This is a genomic window from Methanococcoides sp. DA23, assembly GCF_057593895.1.
Map to the genome: position 1 here is coordinate 490,242 of NZ_CM172520.1, position 14,265 is coordinate 504,506.

16 protein-coding genes are annotated in these 14,265 nt (G+C 44.4%); 12 read left to right on the forward strand and 4 right to left on the reverse strand.

Features of this window, described 5'->3' with window-relative positions; all coding sequences use genetic code 11:
- Position 1: 1 nt before the first annotated feature.
- The 9 genes from fpoH to AC20MK_RS02525 are packed head-to-tail and all read left to right on the forward strand — an operon-like array spanning position 2 to position 7,662.
- On the forward strand, positions 2–1,036 hold the full coding sequence (gene fpoH / locus AC20MK_RS02485; protein WP_487357045.1) for a F420H2 dehydrogenase subunit FpoH: 1,035 nt from the start codon (positions 2–4) through the stop codon (positions 1,034–1,036).
- Between the two features lie 4 nt (positions 1,037–1,040).
- Positions 1,041–1,448 (forward strand): F420H2 dehydrogenase subunit FpoI, encoded by a 408-nt coding sequence (gene fpoI / locus AC20MK_RS02490; RefSeq protein WP_487356427.1) that lies wholly within the window; start codon positions 1,041–1,043, stop codon positions 1,446–1,448.
- 1 nt (position 1,449) lies between these two features.
- Positions 1,450–1,719, forward strand: a complete 270-nt coding sequence (locus AC20MK_RS02495; protein WP_487356428.1) for an NADH-quinone oxidoreductase subunit J — start codon at positions 1,450–1,452, stop codon at positions 1,717–1,719.
- Complete coding sequence (gene fpoJ, locus AC20MK_RS02500; RefSeq protein ID WP_487356429.1) at positions 1,712–2,062, forward strand: F420H2 dehydrogenase subunit FpoJ; 351 nt, start codon at positions 1,712–1,714, stop codon at positions 2,060–2,062. Before AC20MK_RS02495 ends, fpoJ begins: the two co-directional genes overlap by 8 nt.
- Positions 2,062–2,364 (forward strand): F420H2 dehydrogenase subunit FpoK, encoded by a 303-nt coding sequence (gene fpoK, locus AC20MK_RS02505; RefSeq protein ID WP_487356430.1) that lies wholly within the window; start codon positions 2,062–2,064, stop codon positions 2,362–2,364. The genes fpoJ and fpoK overlap by 1 nt, the downstream gene beginning before the upstream one ends.
- 2 nt (positions 2,365–2,366) lie before the next feature.
- Positions 2,367–4,364, forward strand: a complete 1,998-nt coding sequence (fpoL, locus tag AC20MK_RS02510) for a F420H2 dehydrogenase subunit FpoL (protein WP_487356431.1) — start codon at positions 2,367–2,369, stop codon at positions 4,362–4,364.
- Positions 4,364–5,851 (forward strand): F(420)H(2) dehydrogenase subunit M, encoded by a 1,488-nt coding sequence (gene fpoM, locus AC20MK_RS02515; RefSeq protein ID WP_487356432.1) that lies wholly within the window; start codon positions 4,364–4,366, stop codon positions 5,849–5,851. The genes fpoL and fpoM overlap by 1 nt, the downstream gene beginning before the upstream one ends.
- A gap of 3 nt (positions 5,852–5,854) precedes the next feature.
- Positions 5,855–7,297 carry a F(420)H(2) dehydrogenase subunit N gene (gene fpoN / locus AC20MK_RS02520; protein ID WP_487356433.1) on the forward strand — a complete coding sequence of 481 codons (1,443 nt, stop codon included), beginning with the start codon at positions 5,855–5,857 and terminating at the stop codon, positions 7,295–7,297.
- A 14-nt stretch (positions 7,298–7,311) separates the two neighbouring features.
- Positions 7,312–7,662 (forward strand): F420H2 dehydrogenase subunit FpoO, encoded by a 351-nt coding sequence (locus tag AC20MK_RS02525; RefSeq protein WP_487356434.1) that lies wholly within the window; start codon positions 7,312–7,314, stop codon positions 7,660–7,662.
- Between the two features lie 45 nt (positions 7,663–7,707).
- On the opposite strand, the gene AC20MK_RS02530 is transcribed toward AC20MK_RS02525, so the two are convergent.
- The gene (locus AC20MK_RS02530; RefSeq protein ID WP_487356435.1) at positions 7,708–8,652 is read right to left on the reverse strand and encodes a nucleoside recognition domain-containing protein; all 945 of its coding nucleotides are present in this window, start codon (positions 8,650–8,652) and stop codon (positions 7,708–7,710) included.
- Between the two features lie 116 nt (positions 8,653–8,768).
- On the opposite strand from AC20MK_RS02530, the gene AC20MK_RS02535 reads away from it, so the two are divergent.
- The 3 genes from AC20MK_RS02535 to pyrG are packed head-to-tail and all read left to right on the forward strand — an operon-like array spanning position 8,769 to position 11,276.
- Positions 8,769–8,951: a methytransferase partner Trm112 gene (locus tag AC20MK_RS02535; protein WP_172366610.1), complete on the forward strand. Its 183-nt coding sequence runs from the start codon at positions 8,769–8,771 to the stop codon at positions 8,949–8,951.
- 20 nt (positions 8,952–8,971) lie between these two features.
- Positions 8,972–9,646: a DUF7524 family protein gene (locus AC20MK_RS02540; protein ID WP_487356436.1), complete on the forward strand. Its 675-nt coding sequence runs from the start codon at positions 8,972–8,974 to the stop codon at positions 9,644–9,646.
- A 19-nt stretch (positions 9,647–9,665) separates the two neighbouring features.
- Positions 9,666–11,276 (forward strand): glutamine hydrolyzing CTP synthase, encoded by a 1,611-nt coding sequence (gene pyrG / locus AC20MK_RS02545; protein WP_487356437.1) that lies wholly within the window; start codon positions 9,666–9,668, stop codon positions 11,274–11,276.
- A 113-nt stretch (positions 11,277–11,389) separates the two neighbouring features.
- On the opposite strand, the gene truD is transcribed toward pyrG, so the two are convergent.
- The 3 genes from truD to pth2 are packed head-to-tail and all read right to left on the reverse strand — an operon-like array spanning position 11,390 to position 14,250.
- Positions 11,390–12,709, reverse strand: a complete 1,320-nt coding sequence (truD, locus tag AC20MK_RS02550; protein ID WP_487356438.1) for a tRNA pseudouridine(13) synthase TruD — start codon at positions 12,707–12,709, stop codon at positions 11,390–11,392.
- Positions 12,710–12,720: 11 nt separating this feature from the next.
- Complete coding sequence (locus tag AC20MK_RS02555; protein WP_487356439.1) at positions 12,721–13,887, reverse strand: transglutaminase domain-containing protein; 1,167 nt, start codon at positions 13,885–13,887, stop codon at positions 12,721–12,723.
- A gap of 15 nt (positions 13,888–13,902) precedes the next feature.
- Complete coding sequence (gene pth2, locus AC20MK_RS02560) at positions 13,903–14,250, reverse strand: peptidyl-tRNA hydrolase Pth2 (RefSeq protein ID WP_487356440.1); 348 nt, start codon at positions 14,248–14,250, stop codon at positions 13,903–13,905.
- Between the last annotated feature and the right edge of the window lie 15 nt (positions 14,251–14,265).

Below are 14,265 nucleotides of genomic sequence, written 5' to 3' on the forward strand. Positions count from 1 at the left end.
GATGTCTTCAGAAGTAATAGATATTCTTTTCAATCCCTGGGTCCGTACTCTGATCGGTCTTTGTCTGATCGGTGTAGTTTTCGGCGGTGCAATGGTAGTTGTCTGGTTCGAACGTAAACTATCAGGCGATATTCAGTTCAGGCTTGGTCCTAAATATGTAGGTCCTTTTGGTCTGTTCCAGCTTGTGGCCGATGCTATCAAGTTGATGACCAAAGAAGATCTTATTCCATCAAAGGCAGACCGTTTACTGTTCGTATCAGCACCTATCGTGCTCATGGGTTCAGTGTTCCTGATGCTTGTGGCAATTCCATTCGGTGCAGTTTTTGTTAACGGTGTCGAGTACCCTATCGTTGGTACTGAGATGGACATAAGTATTCTTTATATTGAAGCAGTGTCTTCGATCTCTATTATCGGTGCTTTCATGTATGCATACAGTTCCAACAACAAGTATTCACTTCTTGGTGCTTTCAGGAACTTTGCAAGAATGATCGGATATGAAGTTCCACTCGGTATCACTATAGTAAGTGTTGCTGTAATGGTAGGTTCATTGAACATTGTTGAGATAGCACAGGCACAGAGTCCTATCTGGTTCATATTCCTTCAGCCTCTCGGATTCATCGTGTTCTTTATCGCATTGATGGCCGATATGGGTCGTCTTCCGTTCGATCAGAACGAATCTGAAGAAGAACTGGTCGCAGGATGGATCACAGAATACACAGGTATGAGATTCGGTCTTGGTTTCTTTGCTGAATATATCCACCTTATTCTTGGTTCAATGCTTGTTGTACTCTTGTTCCTCGGTGGCTGGAACCTCCCTTCATTCCTGACAAATGTCACGATACTTGGAATCTTCCTTCCAACATTATTCTATCTGTTGAAGGTCGCTCTTGTTATACTGACCATCATCATGCTTAGATGGGCTGTTCCAAGGTTCAGGATCGATCAGGTTGTTGACCTGAGCTGGAAAAGACTTCTCCCACTTTCATTATTGAACCTTGGATGGGCAATAATGCTGGGTATTTACCTGGGAATGTGATACCATGGTATTGAAAAATATTGCTAGAGCTGTTAAGAATATCTACAAGCCCCCTATTACCAGAAGGTATCCTGAGGTGCCCACCGAATTACCTGACAGGTTCAGAGGGCTTCAAAAACTTGATAAAAGTAAATGTATAGGCTGTGGTATTTGCGCAAACACCTGCCCCAACAGTGCGATCAAGATCGTAAGGGCAAGGGTAAGCAAAGACAGTGACAAAACAAGATGGTTCCCTGCTATCGACATTGGGCATTGTCTATTCTGTGGTCTTTGTATCGATCAGTGTCCAAAGGATGCGCTTTCAAGTACAAAGGTCTACACAACCGGTGTGATAAGATTGACTCATGAAGAATTATTGTACACTCCGGACATGTTAGCACGTGAAACTCCGGTAGGGGAGAATGGTGAGTGAAATGGTAGGTATAATCGAAGGCATCATCTTCCTGATCGTTGCTCTTGTACTGATCTCATTTGCGATCCTTTCAGTATTAACAAGGGATATAGTCCGTGCAGCACTTGCACTGATCATCTCTATGTTCACAGTAGCCGCTGTTTACATAATGCTGAATGCACAGTTTTTGGGTGTTGTCCAGATCCTTGTGTATGTAGGAGCAATTGGAGTTCTGATACTGTTCGCAGTGATGCTGACTAAGAAAACAATGGGGCGTGAGAACAATGACTAATGATCGTCCAACAATTTTGGATTCATTCATTCACCAGTTCCATCCAAAGAGGCAGATCGTAAAGTTGCTGGACATAGAGGCACCTTCTTTGAGAGGGGTCCTTGACACAATGTTCAGGCTAACCATTGCGTTTTTGTTCCTTGCAGTGATCCTTGTATCATTATATGGTACTGGATGGACAACGGTGGCAGAGCTTCCACAGAATTTAGCTGACCAAAGTAACATCAAAGCACTGGGTGTATTGATATTCACAGACTTTGTAGTTCCATTTGAGATACTTTCTGTAGTATTGCTCTCTGCATTGATAGGTGCGATCTACATGGCAAAAGGAGATGATAACTGATGATCCCACTAAACTGGTATCTGGCTCTTTCAGCTATCGTGTTCTCCATAGGACTCTATGGTTTGATGACTCATAAGAACGGTATCAGGATGCTGATGTGCGTGGAACTTATGTTAAACTCCGCAAACATCAATCTTGTTGCCTTCTCAAGTTATAACGATGACATGACAGGACAGGTATTTGCTCTGTTCTCCATTGCACTCGCTGCAGCAGAGGCTGCTATCGGATTTGCAATACTCATGTCAATTTACAGGATGCAAGATATGATAGATGTTGACAAACTTAACATATTGAGGTGGTAAAAATGGCAATGGAAAATCTTGCATTTTTAATACCACTACTCCCTGCACTCGCCTTTGTGCTGACTTTCTTCCTTGGGAAGAAGTTACCATCCGGCGGTGCAATTATTCCGATCATTGCAATAGCTATATCCTTTGTGATCTCTCTTGCTATCACATTAGGTCTGTTAGCTAACCCTGAACATGTTGTAACACAATCTGTTCACTGGTTTGCAATACTCAATCTCGGAATATTGATCGATCCGCTTGCCGCGGTAATGCTTACAATGGTCACTTTTGTGAGCTTGCTTATCCACATCTATGCTGTGGGTTACATGTCACATGACCCTGCAAAGCCACGTTACTTTGCAGAGACTGCGCTTTTCACAGCAGCTATGCTTGGTCTGATCCTTTCAGACAACATTCTTCAGCTGTTCGTTTGCTGGGAACTTGTCGGTCTTAGCTCATACCTGCTCATAGGATTCTGGTTCCACAAGCCTGGAGCTGCTTCAGCAGCAAAGAAGGCGTTCCTGACCACCAGGATCGGAGATGTCATGTTCCTTGCAGGTATCGTTCTGCTTTTCGCAGACATATTCGCAATACTAGAAGGCAAGCTTCCAGAAGGCGTCTATCTCCTTCAGTTCGAAGAGATATTCAAGTTCATACCTGACCTCGTTGCGATCAACTCAACGATCCTTGGTATGGAAGTAAGTCATTTGACCATTGTAACACTGTTGTTCTTCGGTGGTGCGGTTGGTAAGTCAGGTCAGTTCCCACTACATGTGTGGCTTCCTGATGCAATGGAAGGTCCAACTACCGTTTCAGCACTTATCCACGCAGCAACAATGGTTACAGCCGGTGTCTATCTTGTAGCACGTACATTCCCAATGTTCCTTGCAGCACCTAACACCTTGATCGTCGTTGCAATGCTCGGTGCTTTCACTGCACTGTTCGCAGCAACAATGGGTATCGTGATGAACGATCTTAAGAGAGTCCTTGCTTTCTCGACCATCAGCCAGCTTGGTTACATGGTGCTTGGTCTTGGTCTTGGCGCAGTTCTTGGTGCAGAAGCTGTTGGAATTTCAATGTTCCACCTCATCAACCATGCATTCTTCAAGGCATTGCTCTTCCTCTGTGCAGGAAGTGTTATCCATGCTGTAGGTACACATGACATGAGGCAGCTCGGCGGTGTAGGTAAAGTAATGCCTATAACATTCGCTACAATGACCGCAGCAGCACTTGCATTAGCAGGGTTTGGTATTCCTGGTACAAGCATTGGTTTCAGTGGTTTCCTCAGTAAGGATCCGATAATCGAAGGCGCATACCTGTTCGCTACAGAGTCCGGTAACTGGATACCATACCTGTTCGCTATCACAGCAGCGTTCCTTACATCCCTGTATATCTTCAGGTTGATCTTCATGACCTTTACAGGAAAACCAAGGAGCGACTATGGTGGACACGAGTCCCCATCATCAATGACAATTCCATTGGCGATACTTGGAGTATTCGCAGTGATCTTCGGTGCTCTTACAAGAACGTCGTTCTATCATTTCATCGAAGAGAACTTTGTGCACATGGATATCGAAGCTCTTGCAGAACTCGGTGGCTATCACCTTGCACACCACGGGCATGAACCACTTCTTGTCCTCTGGATGCCTCTCATAGTGGCAGTTGCAGGTCTTGTGATCGCTTATCTGATCTACAACAAGAGGATCGTTGACATGAGCAGGATCGTATCAAGTGAAAATCCTGTTTACAAGTTGCTCTATAACAGATATTACCAGCATCAGATATTTGTCGAGATCTTTTCCGTAAAGATCATCTATGAAGGTCTTGCACTCGCAAGCTTCTATTCAGACAAGATGCTGGATTGGCTTGTCAACGGAACCAGTACCTTCCTTATTGAGGCAGGAGACTCTCTCAGGAAATTCCAGACCGGAGTTATACAGGATTACGCAGCAGCAGTTGTTGCAGGAGTCGGACTACTGGTAATATTGGTCAAGCTGATCATGGAGGTCTTCTAATGTTACCAATATTATCTTTGATCGTGCTGATACCAATTTTGTTCTCAGCCGTAACATTCTTTACAAAAACAAAGGAGCAGGCAAGGATATCCGCATTAGTGGGTACTCTTATCACCCTGGTCCTGACAATGTACATGTACTTCTCATTCGATAGTACATCTGCAGCAATGCAGTTCGAAGAAGCGGCTAACTGGATCCCTTCATTGGGTGTTACCTATCACCTCGGTGTTGATGGTGTTTCCATGCCTCTTATATTGCTCAATGCAATAGTCATTCCACTATTGATCATATACACCTGGAATGATGAAAGAGCAACACCTAACAGGTTCTATGCTCTCATTCTTGCAATGCAGGGTGCAGTCATCGGTGTTTTCGTATCACTGGACTTCTTCCTGTTCTATATATTCTGGGAGCTTACCCTCGTACCATTGTTCTTCATGGTCAATATATGGGGAGGAGCTAACAAGAAACATGCAGCTATCAAGTTCTTCATCTACACTCACGTAGCATCCCTTGTGATGCTTTTGGGTATCTTTGGACTATACTTCAATGCATGGTCTCTTAACGGAACTCCAAATATGGACATGGCTTACCTGATAGGTCAGTTCCAGTTCTTCGAATCCGGATTTGCCCGTGATGCAATATTCCTTGCATTATTGTTCGGTTTCATTGTGAAGACACCTGTAGTACCATTCCATTCCTGGTTACCTGATGCATATTCCGAAGCACCTACCGCAGGCAGTGTGCTCTTTATATTGCTCAAGATCGGTGGATATGGTCTGTTCAGGGTAATGCTTCCAATGTTGCCTTTCACAGCAACCCCAAGCCTTATGATAACTATCATGGGAGCTCTTGGTGCAATAAGCATTATTTATGGTGCATTCCTTGCACTCGCACAGAAGGACCTTAAGAGAATGATCGCATATTCCAGTATCAGCCACATGGGATACGTAACCCTTGGTTGTGCAGGTCTTGTGAGCCTTTCAATATCCGGTGCAATGTTCCAGCAGTTCTCACACGGTTTGATCATGAGCATTATGTTCATGTCATGTGGTGTGATACAGACCAAAACTGGTACAAGTATCATCAATAACCTTGGTGGGCTTGCACAGAAGATGCCTAAGCTCACAGTGATCATGGTACTCGGTTTCATGGCTTCACTTGGATTGCCGGGACTTACCGGTTTCATCGCAGAGTTCCTTGTGTTGACATTCAGTTTCATTAACGTACCTGTCTACGTGATAGTCGCTCTGCTGGCTATTGTGATCACAGCAGCATATCACCTATGGGCATTGCAAAGGGCGATGTTTGGTCCTTTCAATGAAAAGCTTGGTGATATCGTGGATATTTCGTCCTTCCAGACGTTCTCCATGGGGATCATTGCCCTTCTTGTACTGTACTTCGGATTGAACCCAAGTCCGGTGCTGGATATGATGATAACGAATTCAGAACATATTGTCAGCCTGATGGCTGTAATGGGGGTCTAAGCAATGGTGGATCTAATGTTACTTGCACCTGAGATCACAATCCTGGTAACAGGTTTGATCGTGCTTTTGGCAGGTCTTTTCCTGTCAGCCCAGTCTAAGAAAATACTCGGATACATAGCAACACTTGGTTGTCTCGTTGCCATGCTGCTGACCATCAGCAGCTTTGGTACCACTGCAGTGATGTTCTCGAACTCACTGAGCATCGATGCACTATCTCAGTTCTTTAAGATAGTGTTCCTTACAGTTACGACCCTTGTTTGTATTGCATCCGTAAAATACACTAATGGCAACGACCATGCAGATGAATACTATGTACTGGTGCTCTTCGCGACCATCGGTATGATGATGGTAGCATCTGCGAATGACCTTATGGTCCTGTTCGTTGCATTCGAACTAGCAAGTCTTGCAACCTATGGTCTTGCAGGCTTCGAGAAAAAGAACCCTGCTTCCATTGAAGCTTCAATGAAGTACTTCATCATAGGTTCCCTTTCAGCAGCTCTGTTGCTGCTCGGTATCGGATATGTCTATGGTGCAACAGGCACTACCAACATTGAGGGAATTGCTCAGAACATCGGTCTTCTGCTTAACAGTCCAATGGGCATTCTTTCCCTTGTACTGCTGATCGCAGGATTCGGTTTCAAGATAGCTCTTGTGCCATTCCACATGTGGGCACCTGACACCTATCAGGGAGCACCTTCCCTTGTGTCTGCGCTTCTGGCAGCAGGTTCCAAGAAGATGGGTATCATCGCAGCTTTCAAGGTTTTCATAGGAGCTCTCATTGCCCTTCAGGCAGACTGGCAGATCGCTTTTGCTATCCTCGCAGTCCTGACAATGACCTATGGTAACATCGTTGCTCTGTCCCAGACAAGTGTAAAACGCATGCTTGCTTACTCGTCTCTTGCACAGGCAGGATACATCACGATGGCATTTGTGGTCATGACCCCTATGGCACTCACTGGTGGTATCCTCTATGCATTGTCACACGGTTTCATGAAAGCAGGAGCTTTCATTGCAACAGCAGCTGTGGTCTACATGGTAACATCAGAGAACAAGGACATTCTAAATGCTGACCATCTTGACAACTTCAAGGGTCTTGGCAGGAGAATGCCAATAACTGCTCTCAGTATGACCGTGTTCGTATTCGCACTGTCCGGTATCCCACCAACAGCAGGTTACATGAGCAAGTTCATCTTGTTCTCATCAACCATCCAGTCAGGTCTTGTATGGCTCGCAGTGATCGCTATTCTTAACAGCGCACTTTCACTGTACTACTATGCAAGGGTTGTCAGGTACATGTATGCAAAACCAACTGATGGAGATAGGGTCTCAGAACCACTTCCATACGTCGTTGCACTGCTTCTTGCAGTTGCAGGTGTATTGGTAATAGGTATCTGGCCAGAGCCTTTCGTAAGCATGGCAATGGAAGCCGCAAGTGTATTGATCTAATGGAGGAATAAGATATGGCAGATTGTGATCTTTGCGGAGTATCGATTCCAACCGTATGTCCTGTAAGGGTATTCTCACCAAGGTTCGAGCACTCTTACCCTGAAGGTATATGGAAAGGTCTTTGTGGCGGCTGTCTGGCTGCTGCTAAAAAGGCCTATGACGAATCTAGTGAAAAAGTGGCTGCAGGCACATTTGGTAAATGTGATCTTTGTGGTACAAAAGCCCAGTTGCAAGATGTAGGGGTAAACGTCCCCTCATTTTCAAAAGGGTCTATTGTAAAAACCAGAAAGATATGCCTGAAATGCCTTGAAGAATCCAGTGAGTCCTTTGAGAAAAAGGATGAACTGTGTGGTGAACATCACTGAAGGTCAGTACTAATACTGACCTTTCCTTTTTTTCTTTTTTTAATGTCATTGCATTTTTGCTATTGATAGCAGTATTATCAATATGATGAGCCTTATCGACATGCTCAATCCTGTGGAGAACGCTACTATCCTTAAACCTACCTTGGGTCCGAATATGGACACATAACGTGGAAGGATCGATCTGATGCTGAATATGGGTAGCATGAACATACTTCCAAGCATGAGCACTATCATTGCCTGAAGATATGTTATCCCACCGTCACTTATCATCGGTCCCAGCAATGATATTCCAATGATAGGGCTTGCTACATAGGTCGTAAGGGGAATTATGCTGTCGGACGGGATCCCAAATATGTCTGCCAGTGGCAGCACATTGAACATCTCGAAGGCACCCCTGTCCCTCAAAGAAAAGACGAGCGTGGTCATCGTAATGTAAATGATGGCTATCTTTGTAAAAAGCCTCTTTTGTCTATTGAATGCTTTTCGAATAGCATCTTTAACTTTTGGTCTTTCTATCTTTTCGGGTTCTGGTAATTTACCGTTATGTTCCTTGAACCAGAGCCTGCTCAGAACTATGACAACACTAACTTTCACTACCGCACTGATGATGAATACCATCACGTAGAATCCACCCACAATAGGGCCAAGCGCAGGAAGGACTATCGGGATCTGGTAGGTCAATATCTCTCTTATATAAGCCGGCGTACTGTTCAAAATCGCACATAACATAGTTTCGCGATCATCAATAAACCCCTCATCCTTTACTTTCACTACCATGCTATTCGCAGCCACTGTGGACCCGAGGGATACCATGAATGCGGATGCACATGCCTGTGGAAGATGGGTATGTTTGAAAATGGGTTCTGTGAACCGGGAAAGCTTTTGCATGATTCCCATCTCAATTAGAACACCTGTCCCAAAAAGGCCTATGAAAATTGTAATTATGACTGGGAATGCAAAATCAAGAACTCTGATGAACAGATCGAACATATATGTATGATTATAGAAGATGTAAATTAAGTTTATCTACAATGCGTTATACTAATTGCCATCTAAAACCAAAACCTTGATATGAATTGCAATGCTTTTTCGTCTGGTGAAATTAAATGAAGAAAGATCTCATGGATATTCTGGCGTGCCCTATATGCAAAGGTGACCTTGTTCTGAATATTACCAAAGAAGATGAGAAAGAGATCATTTCAGGAACTCTTTATTGTTCAAAATGTAATGAATATTACCCGATCACGGATGGCATTCCTAACATGCTCCCTCCAGAATTGCGGGAATAATATAAACTGAGGTTGAATTCTTGCAGCAGGTACACATTAACCGTCTTGGTGTTAATTCCATTGAATTTGAAACAGATATATTGGATATACCCCTGTCTCCCGGTGGTGAACAAAGTTTTGAGATAGTGATAATCAACTATGGCTCTCCAACGCATGTTCATCTGTCTGCAAGTGACGATCTCTATGACAACCTGACATTTCTTGAAGACAACCCTTATGTTTCACACGAAGAATACGTTCCGGTCATTGCAAGGATACCTTTTGATGGTCGCCTGGTGAACAAAGGTGAAGTGTCTGTCACTGTTGGCTATGGTTCAAAGACCGAAAGTTTTTCTGTGATGATCGGGGGTTCAGGGTATGATGATGGTCTTGCTCCAATTGACATCGATGAAAGTCTCTCGTTACCCTCGAAGTCAATTCCTGTTCAAAGGAAGAACGATCTCAATATGCAGCTCTCAGAGAGGTTTTCAACGCTCCTTTCATCTCTTGACCAGTCAATTAATATAAAACATATCATCGTTCTATTGTCATCCATCGTTATCGTAGCTCTTATCTACATGTTGATACGTTCATTACCTTCAGGCGATACGAGTTACAGCATTGATATCGGCTTTTATCCCGCCGTAGCATTATCTATATTGTTCACTTCACTGATGGCATATCTGTTCATCAAACTTTCAACGTTGAAAAAGTAATTGAGGTAGTTGAGTCCATATGAAATATATCATAGTTACCGGCGGTGTCATGAGTGGTCTTGGAAAAGGGATCACAACGGCTTCAGTCGGCAGGAATCTGAAAAACAAAGGTTATAAGGTAACAGCAATAAAGATCGATCCTTACATCAATATTGATGCAGGCACAATGAGTCCTTACCAGCACGGTGAGGTCTATGTCCTTAAAGATGGGGGCGAGGTCGATCTTGATCTGGGTAATTATGAAAGGTTCCTTGATACTGAACTCACAAGGGACCACAACCTAACTACTGGAAAGATCTACCAGACGGTCATTGACAAGGAACGAAAAGGCGAATACCTGGGTAAGACCGTACAGATCATCCCTCATATAACGAACGAGATCAAGGGTCGTATTAGGAGGATCGCTGCTAAAAGTGGTGCCGATGTCTGTCTAATTGAAGTAGGTGGAACTGTCGGTGATATTGAAAGTATGCCTTTCCTTGAAGCTGTAAGGCAGATGTACAGAGAGGAAGACCCTGAGAATATTGCATTCCTTCATGTGACACTGGTGCCCATTGACTCCCAGGGGGATCAAAAAACAAAGCCAACACAGCATTCTGTTAAAGAACTGAGGGAACTGGGTCTGACCCCGCATGTAATTGTTGCAAGATGCAAAAAAGCACTTATGGAAAGTACCCGATCCAAGATCGCTCTTTTCTGTGACGTGCCTGTGGAGGCTGTCATCAGTGCACACGATTCCGCAGACATTTACGAAGTACCACTCCAGCTTGAAAATGAGGGTATGAGCAATTTCCTCTTAAAGAAGCTCCTCCTTGAATCCAAACTTGAGGTAGAGGATCCCAGCTGGAAAGAGATGGTAGTGAGGATGAACAATTGCACGGGCAAAGTGAATGTGGCAATTGTCGGTAAATACACGCACCTCGAGGATTCATATATCAGTATTGTAGAGTCCCTCAAACACGGAGCTATTGAAACCGGTTGTAATTTCGATATAACCTGGTTCGATGCTGAAGAATTCGATGAAGATCCAAGTGAGGTCGAAAAACTGAGTGGATTTGACGGAATTCTGGTTCCCGGAGGATTTGGTGAGCGTGGGACCGAAGGAAAGATGCTCGCGATCAAGTATGCCCGTGAGAACAACATCCCGTATCTTGGACTTTGTCTGGGTATGCAGCTTGCTGTCATAGAGTATGCAAGGAATGTCACTGGACTCGAAGGCGCGAACAGCAGTGAGTTCGATGAGAACACTCCTTATCCTGTGATCGATCTGTTGCCTGAACAGGAGGATGTGGTGGACATGGGAGCTACCATGCGTCTTGGTGACTATGAGGCCACTCTTAAGGAGGGTTCCCTTGCTGAATCCATATACGGTGAATCGCTCATTACCGAGCGCCATAGGCATAGGTATGAAGTGAACCCTAACTATGTGGACCGGATCGAAGAATCTGGAATGATCTTTTCCGGAAAGAACAAGAACAGGATGGAAATTGCAGAAGTTCCTTCAAATGATTTCTACTTCGCATCCCAATTCCACCCGGAGTTCAAATCCCGGCCTGGCAGACCTTCTCCACCATTCAAGGCCTTTATGGATGCAATGCTTAAAAAGAGCAAAGAAAAGAAAGATCAGTAACGATCTTTCTTCCTTTCATATTTTTATTCGTAACACATTCTGATGTGATACAATTCTATTTCTGTCTGGATTTTTGTCTTCTTTAAATGCTCTTGATATTATAGGCTCGAGGATCAGCTCATCTTCAAAGGCTCGACCTTCATATATTCTCTCAGTATGGTCGTGGCGTAACTACCCTTTGGAAGACTGAAATCAAGCGTTACCTTGTATTTCCCTTCGTTGAGCTCATCCTCTCCGATCATGTATTTCGGATCAGCTGATAGCAATATCTCTCGCCTCAATCCCTTTGATCTCAGCTCTTCCATGGCAGGTACTTTGAAGCCTTCGATGGGCACGTTCAGCTCCTCAATGACTTCCCTCTCTATCTCTCCCGGAATTCCGGATGCAAGTTCGCTGCTATGTCCTACAAGAGGTGCTGTCACAAAGGCCCTGTTCCTTCTGACAAGATTGTTCATGCCATCGATATTGTCTTCTGTGACCCTTTCATTACGGGAATTGTCAGGCAGTCCTGCCTTGTTCTTAAAACAGACAATATCTCCCACCACAGCACGGTTCAAAGGCAATCCTTTCTTTATCCTGGCACATATTATAGTATTGTATATGTACGACTGGTAAGCATGGACGAACATCTTCCTGATGTTTGCCGGCAGTGTCTCAAAAGAACCTGCATAGTCTTCAGGGCTGGACACAAGGTGGTGCATCATGGCACGTTCATACCTTAATTGCAGAGGATATTCTTTCAGTCCCTCTATGTAGTCCCTTGTTTCGAACACGCGGTTGCGTACTTCCTGTGTATCTTCGGGTTCATCGGGATATGATGCTGCGATATATTGAAGTGCTGCTTTTTCGATATCATTCCTTACAATTGATTCGCCGACCACATGCGTGATGGGTCTTAATGCTCCAAACCTCTGTATCCCGAAAAAATTAGGCACGCCGCCTTGCTCCTTGATGGATGCAGTGGTCTGGGAAAGTCTGCTCTCAAGCTCCTTCTCATCGATGTCGATATCTCTTACCGTGATGATGAATTCATTTCCGGTGAGATCTCCAAGTTCCAGACTCTTATTCGAGCGGCCCAGTATCTTCAATTCCGTGTCTTTGAGATGGACATTTTGCACAGCTTCCTCGTCCACATCATAGATACTGATCTTCTGTGTTGTCACAGCTCTCTTATCCTTGGTACCTGCAAACCCAATGCGTTTCTGGCTGATCCTTAATATTCGTGTCAGGTCCCTGATAAGGTGATGGGTTTCCCAGTTCTTCTTTGTAAGTTCTACTATCAGATATTTTCCTTCGGAACCCTCTTCCCTGTTCGTGATCTCTATTACTCCGAAGTCCTCGGTCTGTTGGCGCAGTTTACCTCCAATGCCTGGGGTTTTAGTTGTGTATAGGTCAATTCCTATCTGTTTTTCTACATTTGGAACGTTATTCATGTGTGTCTCCTTCATTTTGGGACTATGTCGATGATAATTACTTCTTCAGTATCGGTGAACTTCCAGCCATCTGCGGAAGGTGTGGCATCTGCAGAAAGACCGCCTGCATAAAGTCCTGATGTGGTATCCATTATAAGCCAGGAACCATATTCGTCGGTGGCATAATATACGGGTACACAACCATACTTATCTTTCACAGCATCGGTTATCTTTGAGGCTTCTTCACCTTTCCCTATATATGCAGTAGCAAAGACATGGGTGTCGGTGATATATAACCGGCTCGTACCTCCAATGGCTTCGATAAGGGATGAAAGCAGGATCGCTGAATCATCACAGTCACCGGCCTTGACTTTAAGGGTCTCATTTGGAGTTGCCCAGTAATCATTTCCCCTTGGGTCGCTCATGTATTTGATATCGTTCTTTACATGATCGAACAAAGCACAGAGCTGGTATACATTATATTCTCCCGGATACATGGCAATGGCAGATGCAGCAAGTGCCCGAACGTCCTCGTTGCGTGGATCGATCTTGTCATTGGTGGCCGTAAAGAATGGTTCTGTATTGTAAAAGTATTCTATATCGGTAGTTGTTGGGATGGGTTCAGTATCTATCTCTATCTCTTCGAAGAACTCAGTTCCGTAATCGTACCATGTACCTGAGCTTCCTTTGGCAAGAATTCCCAGTCCGATCTTCATCTCAACGGTGTCTGTATTTGTTGGGACATCTATGCAAATGAACCCTATGTGTTCTTCATCTCCCGGTTCGATGGTGTAACCTGTGGAATAGCTCCTGAAACTTCCGCCGTAGGGTTCTATTCCGTATTCGTATATGAAAAGGGTCGTTTCTCCGGCATTCTCGACCGTGATGTCCATCACCCCTGTACTTCCCCTGTACAGTCCATTGTGCTGATAAGATGTAGATATTACGTAACCCGGTGAAAATGTTGAGCTGGCACGTGGTTTATTCTCTATTGGTGTACTAACTTCACCATTCACTGTTGGGGTGGTCAGTTCACCTTTCTCCAGAATGTCCTTGCTATTTCCTGAAAATAAACTGTTGATCGACAGGTCCTTTACATCTGCGATATCCACGGTGGAAGTGAATGTGAGGAACAATGCAACAGTTACAACTACCATTAAAGTAGCAAATGCTGTCAGCAATGACCTAACATCTACCATTCTATAGCCTCTTTCTTAAACCAGTTTAAGGTTGCCTGTGACCTTGTCGATGTAGTCTGCTCTGGCAGGACCTATGCCCAAAACGGTAACCGTTCCGGGAGCTATTTCCGTAAGCCCGGCATCCGTTATCAGTGCGGTAGATAATCCTTCCCTTCTTGCCTTTTCTTTAAGTTCGAAAAGGTCCTGAAGTTTCTCCACACGCAAGACCACTTTCTTTTGTCCGCCTTCTTTCCAGTTCTCAAGGTCTGATCGGCTTGCCCACTCTGCAGCAGATACAGCAGCATGAGCTACCTGTACTGCAAGCTTTCCCTTTGAAAGTTTCAGGTCATCCCTGATAATGATACACTGCTTATATTCTGCCATCTAAAAGTTCTCCGG

Coding starts and splice junctions, on each gene's coding strand:
- AC20MK_RS02535 (WP_172366610.1), top strand. CDS start 8,769: ATGAAGAAAGATCTCATGGATATTCTGGCGTGCCCTATATGCAAAGGT.
- AC20MK_RS02495 (WP_487356428.1), top strand. CDS start 1,450: ATGGTAGGTATAATCGAAGGCATCATCTTCCTGATCGTTGCTCTTGTA.
- fpoN (WP_487356433.1), top strand. CDS start 5,855: ATGGTGGATCTAATGTTACTTGCACCTGAGATCACAATCCTGGTAACA.
- fpoK (WP_487356430.1), top strand. CDS start 2,062: ATGATCCCACTAAACTGGTATCTGGCTCTTTCAGCTATCGTGTTCTCC.
- pth2 (WP_487356440.1), bottom strand. CDS start 14,250: ATGGCAGAATATAAGCAGTGTATCATTATCAGGGATGACCTGAAACTT.
- AC20MK_RS02555 (WP_487356439.1), bottom strand. CDS start 13,887: ATGGTAGATGTTAGGTCATTGCTGACAGCATTTGCTACTTTAATGGTA.
- AC20MK_RS02525 (WP_487356434.1), top strand. CDS start 7,312: ATGGCAGATTGTGATCTTTGCGGAGTATCGATTCCAACCGTATGTCCT.
- fpoL (WP_487356431.1), top strand. CDS start 2,367: ATGGCAATGGAAAATCTTGCATTTTTAATACCACTACTCCCTGCACTC.
- pyrG (WP_487356437.1), top strand. CDS start 9,666: ATGAAATATATCATAGTTACCGGCGGTGTCATGAGTGGTCTTGGAAAA.
- truD (WP_487356438.1), bottom strand. CDS start 12,709: ATGAATAACGTTCCAAATGTAGAAAAACAGATAGGAATTGACCTATAC.
- fpoH (WP_487357045.1), top strand. CDS start 2: ATGTCTTCAGAAGTAATAGATATTCTTTTCAATCCCTGGGTCCGTACT.
- fpoJ (WP_487356429.1), top strand. CDS start 1,712: ATGACTAATGATCGTCCAACAATTTTGGATTCATTCATTCACCAGTTC.
- fpoM (WP_487356432.1), top strand. CDS start 4,364: ATGTTACCAATATTATCTTTGATCGTGCTGATACCAATTTTGTTCTCA.
- fpoI (WP_487356427.1), top strand. CDS start 1,041: ATGGTATTGAAAAATATTGCTAGAGCTGTTAAGAATATCTACAAGCCC.
- AC20MK_RS02530 (WP_487356435.1), bottom strand. CDS start 8,652: ATGTTCGATCTGTTCATCAGAGTTCTTGATTTTGCATTCCCAGTCATA.